This is a genomic window from Thalassotalea loyana, from assembly GCF_030161435.1.
GTDB classification, from domain to species: Bacteria; Pseudomonadota; Gammaproteobacteria; order Enterobacterales; family Alteromonadaceae; genus Thalassotalea_G; species Thalassotalea_G loyana.
Genome location: NZ_BSSV01000001.1, coordinates 443,093 through 458,257 on the forward strand (window position 1 = coordinate 443,093; position 15,165 = coordinate 458,257).

Annotated in this window: 13 protein-coding genes; 9 read left to right on the top strand and 4 right to left on the bottom strand. The window is 40.7% G+C overall.

The genetic code is table 11. The features are described from left to right. Positions 1-156 precede the first annotated feature (156 nt). Positions 157-1,353: a DUF6538 domain-containing protein gene (locus QQK05_RS01980; RefSeq protein ID WP_284295694.1), complete on the bottom strand. Its 1,197-nt coding sequence runs from the start codon at positions 1,351-1,353 to the stop codon at positions 157-159. 214 nt (positions 1,354-1,567) lie between these two features. Here QQK05_RS01980 and QQK05_RS01985 point away from each other — a divergent pair, with 214 nt between their 5' ends. Next, positions 1,568-2,728, top strand: coding sequence for a hypothetical protein (locus tag QQK05_RS01985; protein ID WP_284295695.1), 1,161 nt, complete (start codon positions 1,568-1,570; stop codon positions 2,726-2,728). An 82-nt stretch (positions 2,729-2,810) separates the two neighbouring features. Continuing rightward, entirely contained in the window at positions 2,811-5,153 is a 2,343-nt protein-coding gene (locus QQK05_RS01990) for an amylo-alpha-1,6-glucosidase (protein ID WP_284295696.1), read from the top strand. Between the two features lie 99 nt (positions 5,154-5,252). Here QQK05_RS01990 and QQK05_RS01995 read toward each other — a convergent pair whose 3' ends face one another. Then, positions 5,253-7,289, bottom strand: a complete 2,037-nt coding sequence (locus tag QQK05_RS01995) for a S9 family peptidase (protein WP_284295697.1) — start codon at positions 7,287-7,289, stop codon at positions 5,253-5,255. Positions 7,290-7,525: 236 nt separating this feature from the next. Here QQK05_RS01995 and QQK05_RS02000 point away from each other — a divergent pair, with 236 nt between their 5' ends. Next, the gene (locus QQK05_RS02000; RefSeq protein ID WP_284295698.1) at positions 7,526-8,080 is read left to right on the top strand and encodes a DUF4136 domain-containing protein; all 555 of its coding nucleotides are present in this window, start codon (positions 7,526-7,528) and stop codon (positions 8,078-8,080) included. A gap of 71 nt (positions 8,081-8,151) precedes the next feature. Continuing rightward, entirely contained in the window at positions 8,152-8,655 is a 504-nt protein-coding gene (locus tag QQK05_RS02005; RefSeq protein WP_284295699.1) for a DUF3016 domain-containing protein, read from the top strand. A 58-nt stretch (positions 8,656-8,713) separates the two neighbouring features. On the opposite strand, the gene QQK05_RS02010 is transcribed toward QQK05_RS02005, so the two are convergent. Further along, a complete protein-coding gene (locus tag QQK05_RS02010) occupies positions 8,714-9,022 on the bottom strand; it encodes a hypothetical protein (RefSeq protein WP_284295701.1) in 309 nt (102 codons plus the stop codon). 162 nt (positions 9,023-9,184) lie between these two features. On the opposite strand from QQK05_RS02010, the gene QQK05_RS02015 reads away from it, so the two are divergent. Next, the gene (locus tag QQK05_RS02015) at positions 9,185-10,804 is read left to right on the top strand and encodes a mechanosensitive ion channel family protein (RefSeq protein WP_284295702.1); all 1,620 of its coding nucleotides are present in this window, start codon (positions 9,185-9,187) and stop codon (positions 10,802-10,804) included. A gap of 4 nt (positions 10,805-10,808) precedes the next feature. On the opposite strand, the gene epmB is transcribed toward QQK05_RS02015, so the two are convergent. Beyond that, the gene (gene epmB, locus QQK05_RS02020) at positions 10,809-11,822 is read right to left on the bottom strand and encodes an EF-P beta-lysylation protein EpmB (protein WP_284295703.1); all 1,014 of its coding nucleotides are present in this window, start codon (positions 11,820-11,822) and stop codon (positions 10,809-10,811) included. 36 nt (positions 11,823-11,858) lie between these two features. On the opposite strand from epmB, the gene efp reads away from it, so the two are divergent. From efp to trmB, 4 genes are all read left to right on the top strand, one after another. After that, positions 11,859-12,428 (top strand): elongation factor P, encoded by a 570-nt coding sequence (efp, locus tag QQK05_RS02025; protein ID WP_284295704.1) that lies wholly within the window; start codon positions 11,859-11,861, stop codon positions 12,426-12,428. 171 nt (positions 12,429-12,599) lie between these two features. Further along, complete coding sequence (locus tag QQK05_RS02030) at positions 12,600-13,520, top strand: ABC transporter ATP-binding protein (RefSeq protein WP_284295705.1); 921 nt, start codon at positions 12,600-12,602, stop codon at positions 13,518-13,520. Position 13,521: 1 nt separating this feature from the next. Then, positions 13,522-14,295: an ABC transporter permease gene (locus tag QQK05_RS02035; protein ID WP_284295706.1), complete on the top strand. Its 774-nt coding sequence runs from the start codon at positions 13,522-13,524 to the stop codon at positions 14,293-14,295. Continuing rightward, positions 14,295-14,975: a tRNA (guanine(46)-N(7))-methyltransferase TrmB gene (gene trmB, locus QQK05_RS02040; RefSeq protein WP_284295707.1), complete on the top strand. Its 681-nt coding sequence runs from the start codon at positions 14,295-14,297 to the stop codon at positions 14,973-14,975. The genes QQK05_RS02035 and trmB overlap by 1 nt, the downstream gene beginning before the upstream one ends. Positions 14,976-15,165 lie beyond the last annotated feature (190 nt).

Consider the following 15,165-nt stretch of genomic DNA (forward strand, 5'->3'; position numbering starts at 1 on the left):
ATGGTCTTCTAACGGGGTCAGTGATATGAACCTAAGGAGACACAGAGAAAGGCTGTCATAAGATTGTAAGCATGGGTTACTGTTGGATTTATCATTAGGTATAAAACAGTAACCCATTGGGGCATTACGTGAGGAAAGCTAACTAAGGGAACGAGACTACAACCATTCAGTCTCTATCTGATTAGCAGTTTGCTGTACTGTCTTAGCAAGCCTCTTTATGTCATGCCTAGCGTAGTGACCATAGCTCATAGTGTTTCCTGTCTTGTGACCCACAATATGGCATACATCGAATTCTTTAACCCCTGCTCTTTCTGATGCAGTAATAAAGTGATTCCTTAACGAGTGGAATGAACGTGTGGTGTCCGTTGTGACCTGTGCAACTTTGAATCGTGAGAAGGTTCTGCCTACAGTCTTAGAGTCATACTTAAACGGAAGTTCAATGTCTTGAATCTGAGGAGCAATAGGTATAACCCTAGTAGCACTAGCTGTTTTACCCTTACGTACTATTAGACACTTAACACCTTCAATCTCCTCGACATCAGCTTGACACAATTCACTAAGTCTTGCGCCTGTGAATAACGCAACCTTAACGAAGTCTCTAAGCTCCATAGGGGATTCATTAAGAACCGTGTTGAGTTGCTCCTTACTGAATAACTGTTTAGGCTTTGACGCTTCACCTTTGAATCGACTCAAGTCATGGTCACAGAAAGGACTAACGCTTGTTTTAATCTCACCCATTTGATAAGCATGAGTCCACAGTGCTTTTAAGCGAGACAAGTGAGACCTAATAGTACCCACAGCGTACTCACCGCCAAGATGCTGAATGTACTCGACTACTTGTTTCTTAGTAATATCAGCTAGCGCTAAGTCACTCGCGGAATGGTAGGTAAGGAATCTTTTAAGGCTGTTTATCTTCTTGGAACGGTCATCACTGCTCATGTCTGGTCTATTACTCAATAGGCTACTTAGAGCTTCCTTTATGGTGATCGTGTATGAATGATTAATTATCCCATAGACTTCCTGATCGTATGCAGTCTTAGCAATCTCGTTGCGTGGTAATACATCATCATAGCTGAGTGAACAGACGTTATCTTTCAATGCGCCTGTGTATGGACGTACTTCCTCAACGTAGCTCTTAAACTTCATTCTATCAGCACTGTATGCTCCTTGGGCTTGAGAAGCTAATTCACCGTTAATACGGTCTCGTTTTAGTCTTGCGACTTTGATTGAACTGGTTTGAAGGCTTTGGGTAATGTGCGATTTACCAAGGTAAAGGTGTTGTATTTCCTTAGGAACTCGTCTGCTGAATACCCAAGTGTCATGGTGTTTTTTAAGGTGTTTGTTGTCTGGCATGTATCGCTCCGTTTTCTAATTGTAAAACGGGATGTATAACGTCTTGTCGCTTACACCCCTCTTATAGCAAGGGATAACGCGATACACGGGGACTTAGGGGACTTTGATGTAACCGACTAACATCTCAAATCGAATTAAAAGGCCAGAGCATTGTTGCTCTGGCCTTTTTTGTTGTATGGTTTAGTTGCTGAGTCGCACAACATGGAATTGTTTGATGAGTAAAAGAACCTGGATTTTGCTGCTAATTGCTAGTGTGATAATCACGTTCATCTTTAAAACGCCTTCTTCAAGAGTCGATATAGATGCAGCAACCGTTGTTATCGAATCTAAAAGGAAACTACCTAACCATAACCTTGCACCTCAAAAAGAGCAGATTGCTCAAAATATTGCCGAACAATCCAGGTATGATATTGAGCACTACGTTGAACAAGAGGGCAATGCTGATGCTTTATCTTGCTTACCTAATATCACATTCGATCAAACAAACTATCAAGAAGAAATCGACAGTTTTTTTGTACAGTTAGGCAAATCGACGTTATTGGATAATCGTCTATACTATGCGCTATTTGCGGAGCTGCCCGACAGTAAAGCAAAGTTTGAATTACTGTATGATTATTATCTGCTTGATCCCAGTCAGCCCCTCATTGCCAATCAACTAATTAATTTATGCACAACAGTTCAAGATGCTAAATGTACTGACGATTTTATTATTCAATTAGTTTCTGTAGATGATAATAACGGCCATATGTGGATGAATGTAGCATTTCATTTTGCACAACATGGTGACGATGAAAATGTCATTTATGCGATCGATAGATTAACAAAGACTTCTACTTTTAATGAAAGATTTGGTGAACAGGCGCTGATGTACGCTCGTGCCTTAGAAGGTTCGAATGCTAATAGCTTCAACCTTAATGCTGTTGCTGGCATTGGCAAAGTGGCCGCTATATCTTCAAATTTAGGGGCGCTTCTGCGTTGGTGTGATGACAATCGAGATTCTAATAGTGCTCAAATGAGTTGCCTCACGTTAGGAGAACAGTTAGCGACTAGAAGTAAAACCAAGTTAAATCAGATGTTTGGGCTAACACTTCAAAAAGATATATATCAACAACTCAATAGACAAGATATGGTCAGTAATATTGCCAAAATCCTTGATAATCCAAACCGAAAATTACCTGAAGATAAGCATATTAATTTCGAAATTATGCTGATGTTGGACGAAAGCTTACTTCGTCGTTATTTGGCAAATATTGATGTATACGGGGAAGAAGAATCAATCAAGCTATCAATTGAAGAAGCGAAAGCATTGCATGAGAAAGATAATAATCATATCTGCTCTTTAGCTCACGAGATGCTTGAGTCGGCTGACATATAGTTATTTTACATACGTATGCATACATAGTGAGCTTTACCTTCAGGTACTATAATCGCAAATAAAAAGAATACAGGGTGAAGGTATGACATTGCGATTAGTCAGTGGAGTGTTATTAGCGATGGCACTAATGAGTTGTGGTTCAGAAAACAGCGAAGAACAGTCGATAACACCACAGCAATCGGTGAAAACAATCATCGATATCAATCATATGGCCGTTGATGTCTCACGAATTGAAAACCGTCCTGTGTCTTTTACCAATAAGCGCTCTGCTTATTACTACACCCAAACTCACGCCAATAACCATCCTGAGCATACATGGTTTGCGGGTTTTAATGTGGGACAAAAACGGTTGTTTGCAGGCTACCAGCTATTTGTAGATGGTAAAGCGTTGGATAACCAATCCGCTCAAGTGACTGTCTTTCCACATAAATTGATTCGTCGCCATCAAGGGGTTGTTGAAAAGCTACAGCTGTTTGATGAACAAGATATTGTTCGCATAGAACTCACTGGTGACGCGAGAAACGTTGGCATTACGCTTACTGGCGATCAAGTTCAAACTTTGTCGACAACCGAACATTTTGTGATTTATCAAAGTAAAGAGGATCTCGATAAAGTCATTGCCATTGCTCCGTTGAATGAAACAACGTTAGATGTTCAGCAAGGTCAACTAACTACTTCTACTGCCGCCGGTGGGTTTTATATTTTGGTTGCCAACAGCCAGGTTGAACTTGAAAGTTTACTTTCTCAAGTGAGAGCTCACGATAACGATTGGTTAGCACAAAGAAAACAGCGAATGGAGAACTTGCTGATTGAAAATACTCAGCTAACTTCACCTACTACCGAGCTTGTCCAAGCAATGCGTTGGATAACCCTGAATATGGATCAATTGATGACCAAGCAACGTGGTCATGGTATCTATGCGGGTTTACCTTGGTTCAATGAATATTGGGGACGTGATAACTTTATTGCGTTACCGGGCGCGAGTCTTGTTACAGGCCAGTTTGAATGGGCTCGTAATATCATTACATCGTTTGCTGAGTTTCAAGACAGTGATCCTAATTCTCCATTTTTTGGTCGAGTCCCAAACATCGTTAAAGTAGGCGAAGTTGATTACCATACGACAGACGGAACACCGCGTTTCATTATTCAAATGCAAGAGTATGTGAAATATAGTGGCGACAAAAGTTTGATCAGTGAAATGTACCCTGTGGTTAAAAACTCAATTGAAGGTAGTTTAAAGAATTGGGTGGATGAGAAGGGCTATCTGCTGCATAAGAACAATGAAACATGGATGGATGCTCGCGAACAAGTAACGCTGAGATCTTATTCGCCAAGAGGCTCGCGTGCGAATGATATTCAGGCATTGTGGTACCAACAAATTCTCGCTGGTGTCTATTTCGCTCAGTTTGTTGGCGATAAGAAAAGCGAAGAAAAATGGCATGCGGTTGCAGAAAAACTAAAACATCACTTCCAGCAAGACTTTGTCGTGGAAGATGTCGATCACCTAGTCGATAGGCTAAGTGAAAACGATGAGCAAGATTTAAAACTGCGCCCAAACCAGTTATTTGCGCTTGATTTAATCGGCAGTGAATTAACCCGTGCTCGAGCGACGAAAGCGGTTTGGCAGCATACCGTCTACACATGGGGCGTAGCATCATTAGATAATCGTGATGAGTTTTTCCATCCTTTCCATTTACAGTGGGAGAATTATCATAAAGATCAGGCTTATCACAATGGCACGGTTTGGCTATGGAATAATGGTATTGCCATGCAACGCATGATCGAAGCAGGTCAAACTGAAGTTGCATATCAGCTATTTGAAAACATGAATATGTTTGCGTTAAAACGCGGTGTTGTTGGCGGTTTGGCTGAAAATTCCAATGCATATCCACGAGCAGGTGAAACTTGGCCAACATTAACCGGGACCTATTTACAGGCGTGGTCTAACTCAGAGCACCTTCGTGTTTGGTACCAGCACTTTCTTGGAATTCGCCCTGATCTCATTAAACATGAAGTGACGTTGGCGCCACGCGTCCCAACCGCGTTAAAAGAGTTTTCTCAAAGTGCAATTATTGGTGATGGTCGTCTCGTCATGAGTTATCGCGCAGAGAGTCATGCGAAGCATTATTCCTTTATTTTTGAAGCGTTTGAAACAAACGTGAAGCTCGACGTTGAAGGCTATGATGTTCAAACTATCGCTGTCAAAGCGGGTGACTCATTGAGTGTTAAGGTGAACGAGAATGCCATGAGTGTGAATCACACTTCAAGTTCAGGCAAAGTGTTAGAGAACCTAACCGTAAGCGTGTCTGAGGACAAACTTAAAGCGTTATCACTGCTTAGAAAGACAATGGCCGATGTTACCTTTGCTCGTCCTTTACCACTGGAAAACTATCGCGTATTAACAACACATTTTGAACGTCAATAAGAAGTGAATAATTGATGTTTGTTTCATTAATAATGGTTGAGACTTTGTAAAAAAACAAAGGGGCGCAATATGCGCCCCTTTTTAATCATTTAGCTCTCACTATTTCATATCAGATTTGTATTTTTCAAACCAAGCCAAGGTGTTTTCGATTTTAGCAATCATACGTGAAGGCTTGCCTGCAATGCCGTGAGGTGCGCCAGGTACTTTAACCAATACGGTATCTATCTTACGTAGTTTCAACGCTTGATAGAATTGTTCTGTTTGCGCCATCGGTGTGCGTAAATCTTTTTCACCCGTCATTAATAACGTTGGTGTTGTTACATTGCCTACCAATGACATTGGCGAGCGTTTCCAGTAGTGCTCAACATGCTCCCATGGCATTCCAGGAAATTGCGTAGGAATTTGTCCTAAACCGCTATCTGCCGTTAATACCTTACTGAGCCAGTTGATAACGGGTTTTACAACCGCCGCTGCCGCAAAACGGTCTGTTAAACCAATGGCGTAAGCGGTTGCGATACCACCAGCACTACCACCTGCAATGAATAGGTTGTTTTCATCGATGAAACCTAAGTCGATCATGGCATCAACGCCAGAGTTATGATCAGCAAAGTCCTCTTTTGAGCTGTATTTGTATTTTAACAACATCGCAAAACGTTCACCGTATGAGCTACTGCCACGGTGGTTATCATAAAATACTACGTAACCTTGTGCAGCGAAACGTTGTAATTCGGCACTGAAGTGCGGGCCATACGCGAGGTGTGGACCACCATGAATTTCTAAAATTAACGGATATTTTTTCGTTGGATCAAAGTTAGGCGGCGTAATGTACCAACCTTGAATTGGTTCACCGTCAAATGATGATTTGTAGTTGATTTCGTGTACTTTACCTAGTTGCTTATGCGCAAGCAGGTCTTCATTTAATGCCGTTAACTGCGCAACTTTTGCTTTAGTATTAACAATCGCAACGTCTGCAGGGCGCTCACTACTACCATGAGTAAATGCGACTTTACCCGAATCATTAGCGCTAAACGAGCCACTGATGTATGGGCGGCCTAGTGTGGTGCCTGATAAAGAATCAGCTAAATCTTTTATCTTTCCTTTCTTGTCAATAATTGCCACTTTACGTTTACCAAAGTCATCATAACTAAAGGCTAAACTCGTGTTCGAAATCCATTGAGGGGTTGTTACCGAACGATCAAAGTCTTTTGCAAGAGCTGTGACTTTTTTGGTCTGCCACTGCATGACATTTAACTTACTATTACGGTAAGGATTTAATGCATTCGATGTAGATAAATAAGCTAGCTTTTTGCCATCAGGTGAGTATGAAGGGCTAAACTCACGGCCAGGTGCGTCAGTTATTTGCGTAATATCACCTGAGTTTACTGCAACGGAAAACAAGTCGCTTTCAAGAACCTGATATTCCCAATCGTCGACGCGATTAGCTGAGAAAACAATTTCATCTCCTGACTTGCTCCACGCTAATTTTCCTCTGTGATGAAAATTACCGCTAGTGAGCTGGCGAGGTGTGCCACCCTCGCTTGGTAGTACAAAAATATGGTCGTAACCCGGCTTAACTAAGCCTTGCCCGTCGCGCTGATAATATGCTTTATCAATCACTATTACAGGATCTGCCCATTTAGCTCCTTTGGGTTTGGCAGGCATGCCCGCAAGCTTGCTTGGTTTACCTTTTACGCGCTTGCTAAATGCTAGCCACTTGCCATCAGGCGACCAGGTTAACCCAGAAACACCACTTTGTAGCTGGCTGATCATGGCTGTTCTATTTTGTTCCAAATAATGAACATGAATTTGCCAACTACCTGATAAATTACTTACAAAAGCGACTCGTTTGCCATCTGGCGACCAACGCGGTTGAGAGTATTGTTTGTCATCGGAGAACAAAGGCAATTGAGTTTGTGTTTTGGTATCAATAAGCCATAAGTTTCTATTTTTGTTGTCCGTCATGATGTCGTTTGAATTACGAACATAGATAACTTGCTTGCCGTCAGGTGATAACTGAGGGTCGCTCGCATATTCTAAATTAAAGATATCGGTCGGTTGAAACGTTTCCGTTGCACTGGCTTGATGTGTAAATAGGCTCGCACTTAATAATGATAGTGCGATGAGAGGCTTTCTCATTGTTATTCTCCCACGTAATAAATTGCTGATTACATTGTAGAGACATTCAATGGTTTTGACAGCGATTTAAACGCAAAAATCATTCGATTTAACTTACAAGGCATTGGTTTCAAATGTTTTATTATGTGTTGGTGTTTCCGCTACATTCTTTTACACTTAAATTACAAAGCTAAACGATATTTAGCGAACGATTCTTGTCAAATGGTATGTTAATAAAACTTAAAAGGGAAAGCAGGATGCAATACAAAATTATTGGCGCAACCATCATGGCTATTATGCTAAGCGGCTGCAGTCAAACTCAACCTTTAACTAACCGTGTAGAAAATCAGTTAGCGATATCAAGTGTGCAAGATGCGCCATTCTACTACGATAAAGGTTCGCGTTTTGCCATTGAACCAAAGTTTGTTAGCAGCGAAATTGTTACACAAGCGCAAGAAGAGGCGCTTTATCAGGCTGTGACTTTACATATAGAGCAAGCATTTGCTAAACGAGGTTATGAATTTGTTTCAACTGAACAATCTCCCGATTTCGTGGTCAAATTTGCTGTAGCTTTATCAAAAGATTTAACAGACCAGATGATTAGTGAACATTTTGGCGTAACGCCTGGTCTATCTGATAACGAGGCGTTAAACAAAGCGAGTTTTTTAATCGCTGTTGATGACGCGAGTAGTGGTCAACGATTATGGCGAGGTGCAGCACAAGGTTTTGCGAAAGAAGACGCAAAAGACGCGCATCGTACTACGCGACTAAAAACGGTTATTAACAAAGTATTAATGCAATTTGATACCTAAATTTTACATTTGAAAACATTTTTAATTTGAGAATATGGTTTAATGTAGTAAAGGTTAACGAGGTGAATGACATGAAAAAATTTATCACAACATTATTAGCAACTGTAGCAATTGCTGCATCGGGTTCTGCGTTAGCTGGTACTTCAGAAGTAACGTGGACAAATCCTGATAAATATACTGATATGCGTGCAGCCAACGAAACAAAAAGTGGCTTTACGAAACGCACAACGAAGAATTTGGAGAAACACATCACCAAATTAGCAGGTAAGTTACCTGAAGGTTACACCTTAAAAATGGACGTAACGGATGTGAATTTAGCGGGTGAAGTGCAACTTCGTCGTACACAACTTATTCGTATTGTCGACCGTGTATTTATCCCAAGCATGCACTTTAGCTATCAAGTGCTAGATGCTTCAGGCAACGTGGTTAAAGAGAACAAAGAAGTGAAGTTAAAGGATATGAACTTTATGGATTCACAATCTGTGTCTCGCTACCGTAGCCAGAGTTTCAGTTATGAAAAAGCGATGTTAGACGACTGGTTTAAAGATGAACTGAGTGAATTAGTCGCTAAATAATCCGATAGAAAATAAAAAGGCTGTGTAAATATCACAGCCTTTTTTGTTTATACCTAGATTACTTTTCAGTATAACTTTCTTCAAAGTTTGCGAGCACTTGAAAGAGTTGCTCAATCTTTTTGACCAAGCCAATTAATAACGTTTGGTCTTGGGTTTCTTGCCACTTTAATAAATCGTCTGCAACTTCTTCAACATATGGCTGAAACGTATTGGCTTTTGCTTTAAAACCAGCATCAGCGGTAAAAATCGCGCTAAAGCCAGCTTTCTTTTGTTCTCTTAAATCAGATAAGGTCGCGTCTGCCGTTAGTGATTTTTTTAAAATAATAGAGATGTTATCGATAAGTTGTTGATTAATTGCTGCCGTCATTGTTTTCATCTTAGTGAATAAAGCTTCTGGCGCTATTATGCCAAAGCTAATCAAAAAATGTTAGCTCGCAACAGCATCTGGCTAAGGAGATGCGATGTTTTGAGGTAACTCAAAAAATCTCTGCTAGGCTTAAAATAACCAATTAAATCAGAATATTAATTTATGTTATTTGCGCGCCAATTTGTTCTTTTTCTGTTTTTTTTGCTTTTGGTACTGCCTACGAGCGCCAACGAGCAAAACGATGTTTCTGTTAAAGCTCTTCTGACCAAACCAGAGACGTCCCAAAAGGCTGAAAACTTATCACTAGACGATGACTTTGTCTTGGATCCCTATCAACGAGGTCAGCCGCAAAGTGCGATGGCTGGGTTTATGTCTGCCCTCGAAGGCTATGACTACGAAAGAGCGACGCAGTACATGGACTTTCGAAATTTGTCACCTGAAACCCGTGCCATAGCGCCGCAAGAGTTAGCTAAAATGCTACATGTCGTGCTTCGTCGAACGATTTGGATAGACACTGGTGCGATAAGTGATGAACCGCTGGGCAATTTGCAAGATGGGTTGCCTTCATATCGTGAATTAATCGGCGTAATTGATACACCATCGGGAGATATCCGACTTTATCTGCAGCGGATACCTCGAGAAGAAGATCGTGTCAGAATATGGAAAATTTCTAATGCGACAGTCGAGAAAATACCCTACCTAAGTCAGCAATATGCCTATTCAAACGTTGGTGAGTGGCTATCTGAGCATACACCACCTCATGATTTACTTGGTGTTGAGTTGTGGCAATGGTTGTATTTTTCGGCGGCATTGGTGTTTTATTATGCTATTGCTTTCGTGATTACTTGGCTTGCAGGCAAACTTGTTCAACGATTCAGGCCACAAACCCATTCTGAATTCTATCGCTTTTTACGAGGGCCAGTGACCATTTTATTGACGATTGAGTTTTCTCGAGTGTTCGTTGAAAAATCAAATGTCACGCTCGCTGTTCAGGCGATTATGGATGGAGCTACATTGCTTGTGTTTGCATGGATATGGCTGTTTGTCCGTCTGATTGACCTACTCAACATTAAGCTAAGTGAACGGTTTTTAGCGCAAGATAAACCGCTTGCGATTTATCTACTTCGTCCCGCTAGTACGGTTACTAAAATCCTCGTGGTGATTGTCGGTATTTTATTATGGTTTGAAAACCTAGGGTTTAGCGCAACGACATTGCTTGCAGGGCTTGGAATTGGTGGCTTAGCCATTGCCTTAGCTGCACAAAAAACTGTGGAGAATATTATCGGCGCTATCACCTTATATACATCCGCGCCTGTTAAGGTGGGTCATGTTTGTCGTTTTGGCCAGACCTTCGGTGTTGTGGAAGAAATTGGTTTGCGTGCGACACGAGTTAGAACATTGAATCGCACTGTGATACATATTGCTAATGCTCAATTTATCGATTTGCAATTAGAGAATATTTCCGAACGCGAAGCGATTATATATCGCCCACAAATTACCATTAATCCGACGGCGAGCTCGTTGCAAATGGAAGCGATTTTAGCTGATATCAAACAACTATTAACAGAACATACACGGGTGGCTGAAACACCTTTGCGAGCTGTCTTGAAAGGTTTTTCTTTACACGGTTTAGAGCTGGATGTTCTAGCTAAGGTTGAAACGACTGATTACGAAGATTACTTAGCTATTGTTAATCAACTCAATTTAGACATGATGGCGATTATTTCACAGCACGACTGCCAATTAGCGACCTCGCCATTGGCGTATACGGATAACAGCTAAGACACTATAGTGAAATTGGTGTTTTGCTGGGTTCTCCAGCAATTTCACTCACCACTTTGGGCATTAAGAAGCCAGGCAAAATCGCCATCGTTTCTTTGACTAAGGCTTTGACATCATCGCTTGGTAAATCAAAGTGTGCTGCGCCTTGTACTTTATCGAATAAATGTAAGTAATATGGCTGGATACCAATATCAAATAGGTCTTCACTCAACTGACTTAAGATGTGAGCGCTGTCATTAACCCCTTTAAGCAATGTGCTTTGATTAAAGAGTGGAATACGGGCCTTACGCAATTTATTACATGCCTCGGCTAGCGGTTTATCAATTTCATTACTGTGGTTTATGTGAAGCACAAACGCAACTTTTAGTCGTGATTTAACCAGTCTCTCAACTAAAGTGTCGGTTACTCGGCTTGGAATCACAACAGGTAATCGACTATGAATGCGCAGCCGCTTAACGTGTGGAATATTTTCAATCTCGCTAATCAACCATGCAAGGTGTTGGTCATTTGCCATCAGTGGATCACCACCACTGAAGATAACTTCGTTAATCTCTGGGTGTTTGTTTATATAGTTTAATGCTGACTGCCAACGTTGCTTGTTTGGGCTGTTGTCTTGATAAGGAAAGTGACGTCGAAAGCAGTATCGACAATTAACGGCACAACCTGCTTTAACAATCATTAAAACACGGTGTTTGTATTTGTGAAGTAATCCTTCGGCAACAGTATCATGCTCTTCTAACGGGTCGTTCAGGTAACCTTCTGTTACTGAAAACTCCTCATTTCGAGGCATAACCTGCATTAACAGCGGATCGTTAATATTTCCTTTTTCCATTCTATTAATGAAAGGCTGAGGTACTCTCACGGGAAAAAGTTTACGAGCACCAAAATGTTCTTGATAGGTTTCAACGTCTAAATCGAGCATTTTTAACAGCTTTTGTGGATCTGTTACCACATTTGCCAATTCTTTTTGCCAAGAAGTGTGCAAATCACTGTTAAATTGAGTTATTATCTCGGGCATTTGATAGACATCTCCGTTTAAATTACGAGAACAATTATGGCTACTTTTAGTACAAACCAATTTAAAGCCGGGCTTAAGATAATGCTTGACGGCGAACCATGCAACATTCTTGAGAATGAATTAGTAAAACCGGGTAAAGGCCAAGCGTTTAACCGTATTAAAATTCGTAAGTTAATCTCAGGCAAAGTATTAGAAAAAACGTTCAAATCAGGTGAAAGTGTAGAAGGTGCTGATGTAATGGACACTGAATTAGCATATTTATATGCTGATGGTGAGTTCTGGCACTTTATGAACAATGATACATTCGAGCAAATCGGTGCAGATGAAAAAGCTGTAGGTGATATGGCAAAATGGTTAGTTGAAGGTGACGTTTGTACAATAACCCTGTGGAATGGTTCTCCAATTGCGGTAACGCCACCAAACTTTGTTGAGTTAGAGGTTACAGAAACTGATCCTGGCCTTAAAGGTGATACGGCAGGTACAGGTGGCAAGCCAGCTACATTAAACACGGGTGCTGTTGTGCGTGTACCATTATTCGTACAAATCGGTGAAGTTGTTAAAGTAGATACACGTTCAGGTGAGTACGTATCTCGCGCTGGTAAATAATCAATCACTTCAAAGTGATAAAAAAAGCCTGCAATGAGCAGGCTTTTTTATTGGTTGGTTCGTAAGTTCTAAGCCGATTTGGTTTATCATTGAAAAGATAAAGTTTGCCCATATTTATGTGCATAACACTATTCACTACTTCCACTGCTGATTTAGGCTGAGGTTTTATATATGCAACCAGCATTAGAGATTACTGGGTTAGAAAAAATATATAAGGGTGGCTTTAAAGCCCTTAAAGGTATTGATTTATCGGTAGAGCAGGGCGATTTTTTCGCGTTGTTAGGGCCAAATGGTGCAGGTAAATCGACAACTATTGGGGTGATCACCTCTTTAGTCAATAAAACAGCGGGTGAAGTGAAAGTTTTTGGCCATAGTATTGATAATGAGCTTGAGGCGGCAAAAAGCTATATTGGCTTAGTTCCACAGGAATTTAACTTTAATCAATTTGAATCGCTCATTCGAATTTTAGTTAACCAAGCTGGATATTATGGTGTTCCAAGAGATTTGGCACATGAACGAGCGGAAAAATATCTCAAGCAATTAGATCTATGGGACAAACGAGATAATGCTGCCCGTATGCTATCTGGTGGTATGAAACGTCGTTTAATGATTGCGCGTGCGTTGATGCATGAACCTAAAGTGTTGATTCTCGACGAGCCAACCGCTGGGGTCGACATTGAACTTAGACGTTCGATGTGGGAATTCTTAACTGAGCTCAACAAGCAAGGCATTACCATAATCTTGACGACGCATTATTTGGAAGAAGCTGAAATGCTGTGTCGTAACATTGCCATCATCGATAGCGGTGAAATTGTCCAAAATACCAGTATGAAAGCGTTATTAGCGACACTAGACATTGAAACCTTTGTTTTAGATGTTGATCAGCTACCAGACGCTTTGTCGCTTGATGTTACTTTCCGTTGCATCGATTCACATACACTAGAAGTTGAAGTTTCAAAATCAGAATCATTAAATGGCGTTTTTGCAAAACTTTCCGAGCAGGGGGTTGAGGTAAAAAGTATGCGAAACAAGAGTAATCGATTAGAAGAGCTATTTGTTCGTTTAGTCAATAGCAAAGAAGGGGCGGAATAACATGCAGAATCAAAACAACTTTATTGCGCTCAAAAGTATTATGCACAAAGAAGTGCATCGTTTTATGCGCATTTGGGTGCAAACATTAGTACCGCCTGCAATCACAATTAGTTTGTATTTTGTTATCTTTGGCTCGTTGATAGGCTCGCGAATTGGCCAAATGGGTGGCTTCGATTATATGACGTTTATTGTGCCTGGTTTGATCATGATGAGTGTTATCACCAACTCCTATTCGAATGTTGCTTCTTCGTTCTTTAGTGCTAAATGGCAACGCAACGTTGAAGAAATGTTAGTGGCTCCAGTACCTAACTGGGTTATTGTTGCTGGTTATGTTGGCGGTGGCATGGCGCGAGGTATGCTAGTTGGTTTGATCGTAACTATTATTGCTATGCTGTTTACCGACATTCATATCCACAACATCTGGGTGATTTTAATTACGGTGAGCCTGACTGCGGCTGTCTTTTCACTAGGCGGTTTAATTAATGCGGTTTTTGCCGGTAGCTTTGATGATATCTCCATTGTGCCTACCTTTGTTCTTACGCCATTAACTTATTTAGGTGGCGTTTTTTATTCGCTCAGTTTGCTACCTGAGTTTTGGCAAGGCGTCTCTAAATTGAACCCAATTGTTTACATGGTGAGTGCATTTAGATATGGCTTCTTAGGCTACCAAGACGTTAGCTTAACAACATCATTTATTGTGATTGGTGTATTTATCGTGACTTTATATACCATTGCAATGACGCTGATCTCTCGAGGCATAGGGTTAAGAAGTTAATGAGCTTTGGAGATTCAAAAGCCATCATATCGAATCAAGATGGTATTCATGAAAAGTTAGAAGAAGTGGTTCAAAAGCATCTGAGCCACACCTTCGAAAAACCTTACTCACAACACACATTAACGGTGTTTAATTCACTTGATGAGGAGGTCAAATCCTTTTCAGGCGAAGTGATTTTAGATGCTTGTTGTGGCGTGGGTCAAAGTACACGAATATTAGCAAAAAGAAACCCTGATGCACTTGTTATTGGTGTTGATAAATCTGCCAATCGTATTGAACGTAATGTTGACGAGCACATTGATGAAAGCCTAGCGAACTTGCCAAATGTTCGTTTAGTACGAGCCGATTTAAATGATTTTTACCGCCTAGTTGCACAAGCTAATTGGCCTATTAAACAACACTTTATTCTATATCCAAACCCGTGGCCTAAATCAAAGCATTTACAAAGACGTTGGCATGGTAGTGCTGTTTTTCCGCAGATTTTGAGCATAGGTGAACGTATTGAGCTCAGAAGCAACTGGCCATTGTATTTAGAGGAATTTAATGCAGGTGCAACGATCGTAGGCGGTTTTGACACTATACTTGGTGAAGTTAGTGATGAAGAACCTATTACACCATTTGAGGCGAAATATCGCGCTAGTGGCCAGGTTTGCTATCAACTGGTCTTAACTAGACGTTGATCGGTTAAATTCACTAATAATTTGTCAATTCGACTTAATTATTTTTAAAGAGCAAAAGCTGTATTGTAAAAAAGTTAGCAAATTCAATACGTTAATAATTGGCGCGTATTTTGATTCTCTTTTAGTGCAACTAAGGAGAGAGTCATGCAAAGAACGATTAAAAAACATGTATTGAAACAAGCAATTTTAG

Bases quoted from the DNA above. Each gene is read 5' to 3' on its own strand.
- QQK05_RS01980 (WP_284295694.1), bottom strand. From the start codon at position 1,353: ATGCCAGACAACAAACACCTTAAAAAACACCATGACACTTGGGTATTC.
- QQK05_RS01985 (WP_284295695.1), top strand. From the start codon at position 1,568: ATGAGTAAAAGAACCTGGATTTTGCTGCTAATTGCTAGTGTGATAATC.
- QQK05_RS01990 (WP_284295696.1), top strand. From the start codon at position 2,811: ATGACATTGCGATTAGTCAGTGGAGTGTTATTAGCGATGGCACTAATG.
- QQK05_RS01995 (WP_284295697.1), bottom strand. From the start codon at position 7,289: ATGAGAAAGCCTCTCATCGCACTATCATTATTAAGTGCGAGCCTATTT.
- QQK05_RS02000 (WP_284295698.1), top strand. From the start codon at position 7,526: ATGCAATACAAAATTATTGGCGCAACCATCATGGCTATTATGCTAAGC.
- QQK05_RS02005 (WP_284295699.1), top strand. From the start codon at position 8,152: ATGAAAAAATTTATCACAACATTATTAGCAACTGTAGCAATTGCTGCA.
- QQK05_RS02010 (WP_284295701.1), bottom strand. From the start codon at position 9,022: ATGACGGCAGCAATTAATCAACAACTTATCGATAACATCTCTATTATT.
- QQK05_RS02015 (WP_284295702.1), top strand. From the start codon at position 9,185: ATGTTATTTGCGCGCCAATTTGTTCTTTTTCTGTTTTTTTTGCTTTTG.
- epmB (WP_284295703.1), bottom strand. From the start codon at position 11,822: ATGCCCGAGATAATAACTCAATTTAACAGTGATTTGCACACTTCTTGG.
- efp (WP_284295704.1), top strand. From the start codon at position 11,859: ATGGCTACTTTTAGTACAAACCAATTTAAAGCCGGGCTTAAGATAATG.
- QQK05_RS02030 (WP_284295705.1), top strand. From the start codon at position 12,600: ATGCAACCAGCATTAGAGATTACTGGGTTAGAAAAAATATATAAGGGT.
- QQK05_RS02035 (WP_284295706.1), top strand. From the start codon at position 13,522: ATGCAGAATCAAAACAACTTTATTGCGCTCAAAAGTATTATGCACAAA.
- trmB (WP_284295707.1), top strand. From the start codon at position 14,295: ATGAGCTTTGGAGATTCAAAAGCCATCATATCGAATCAAGATGGTATT.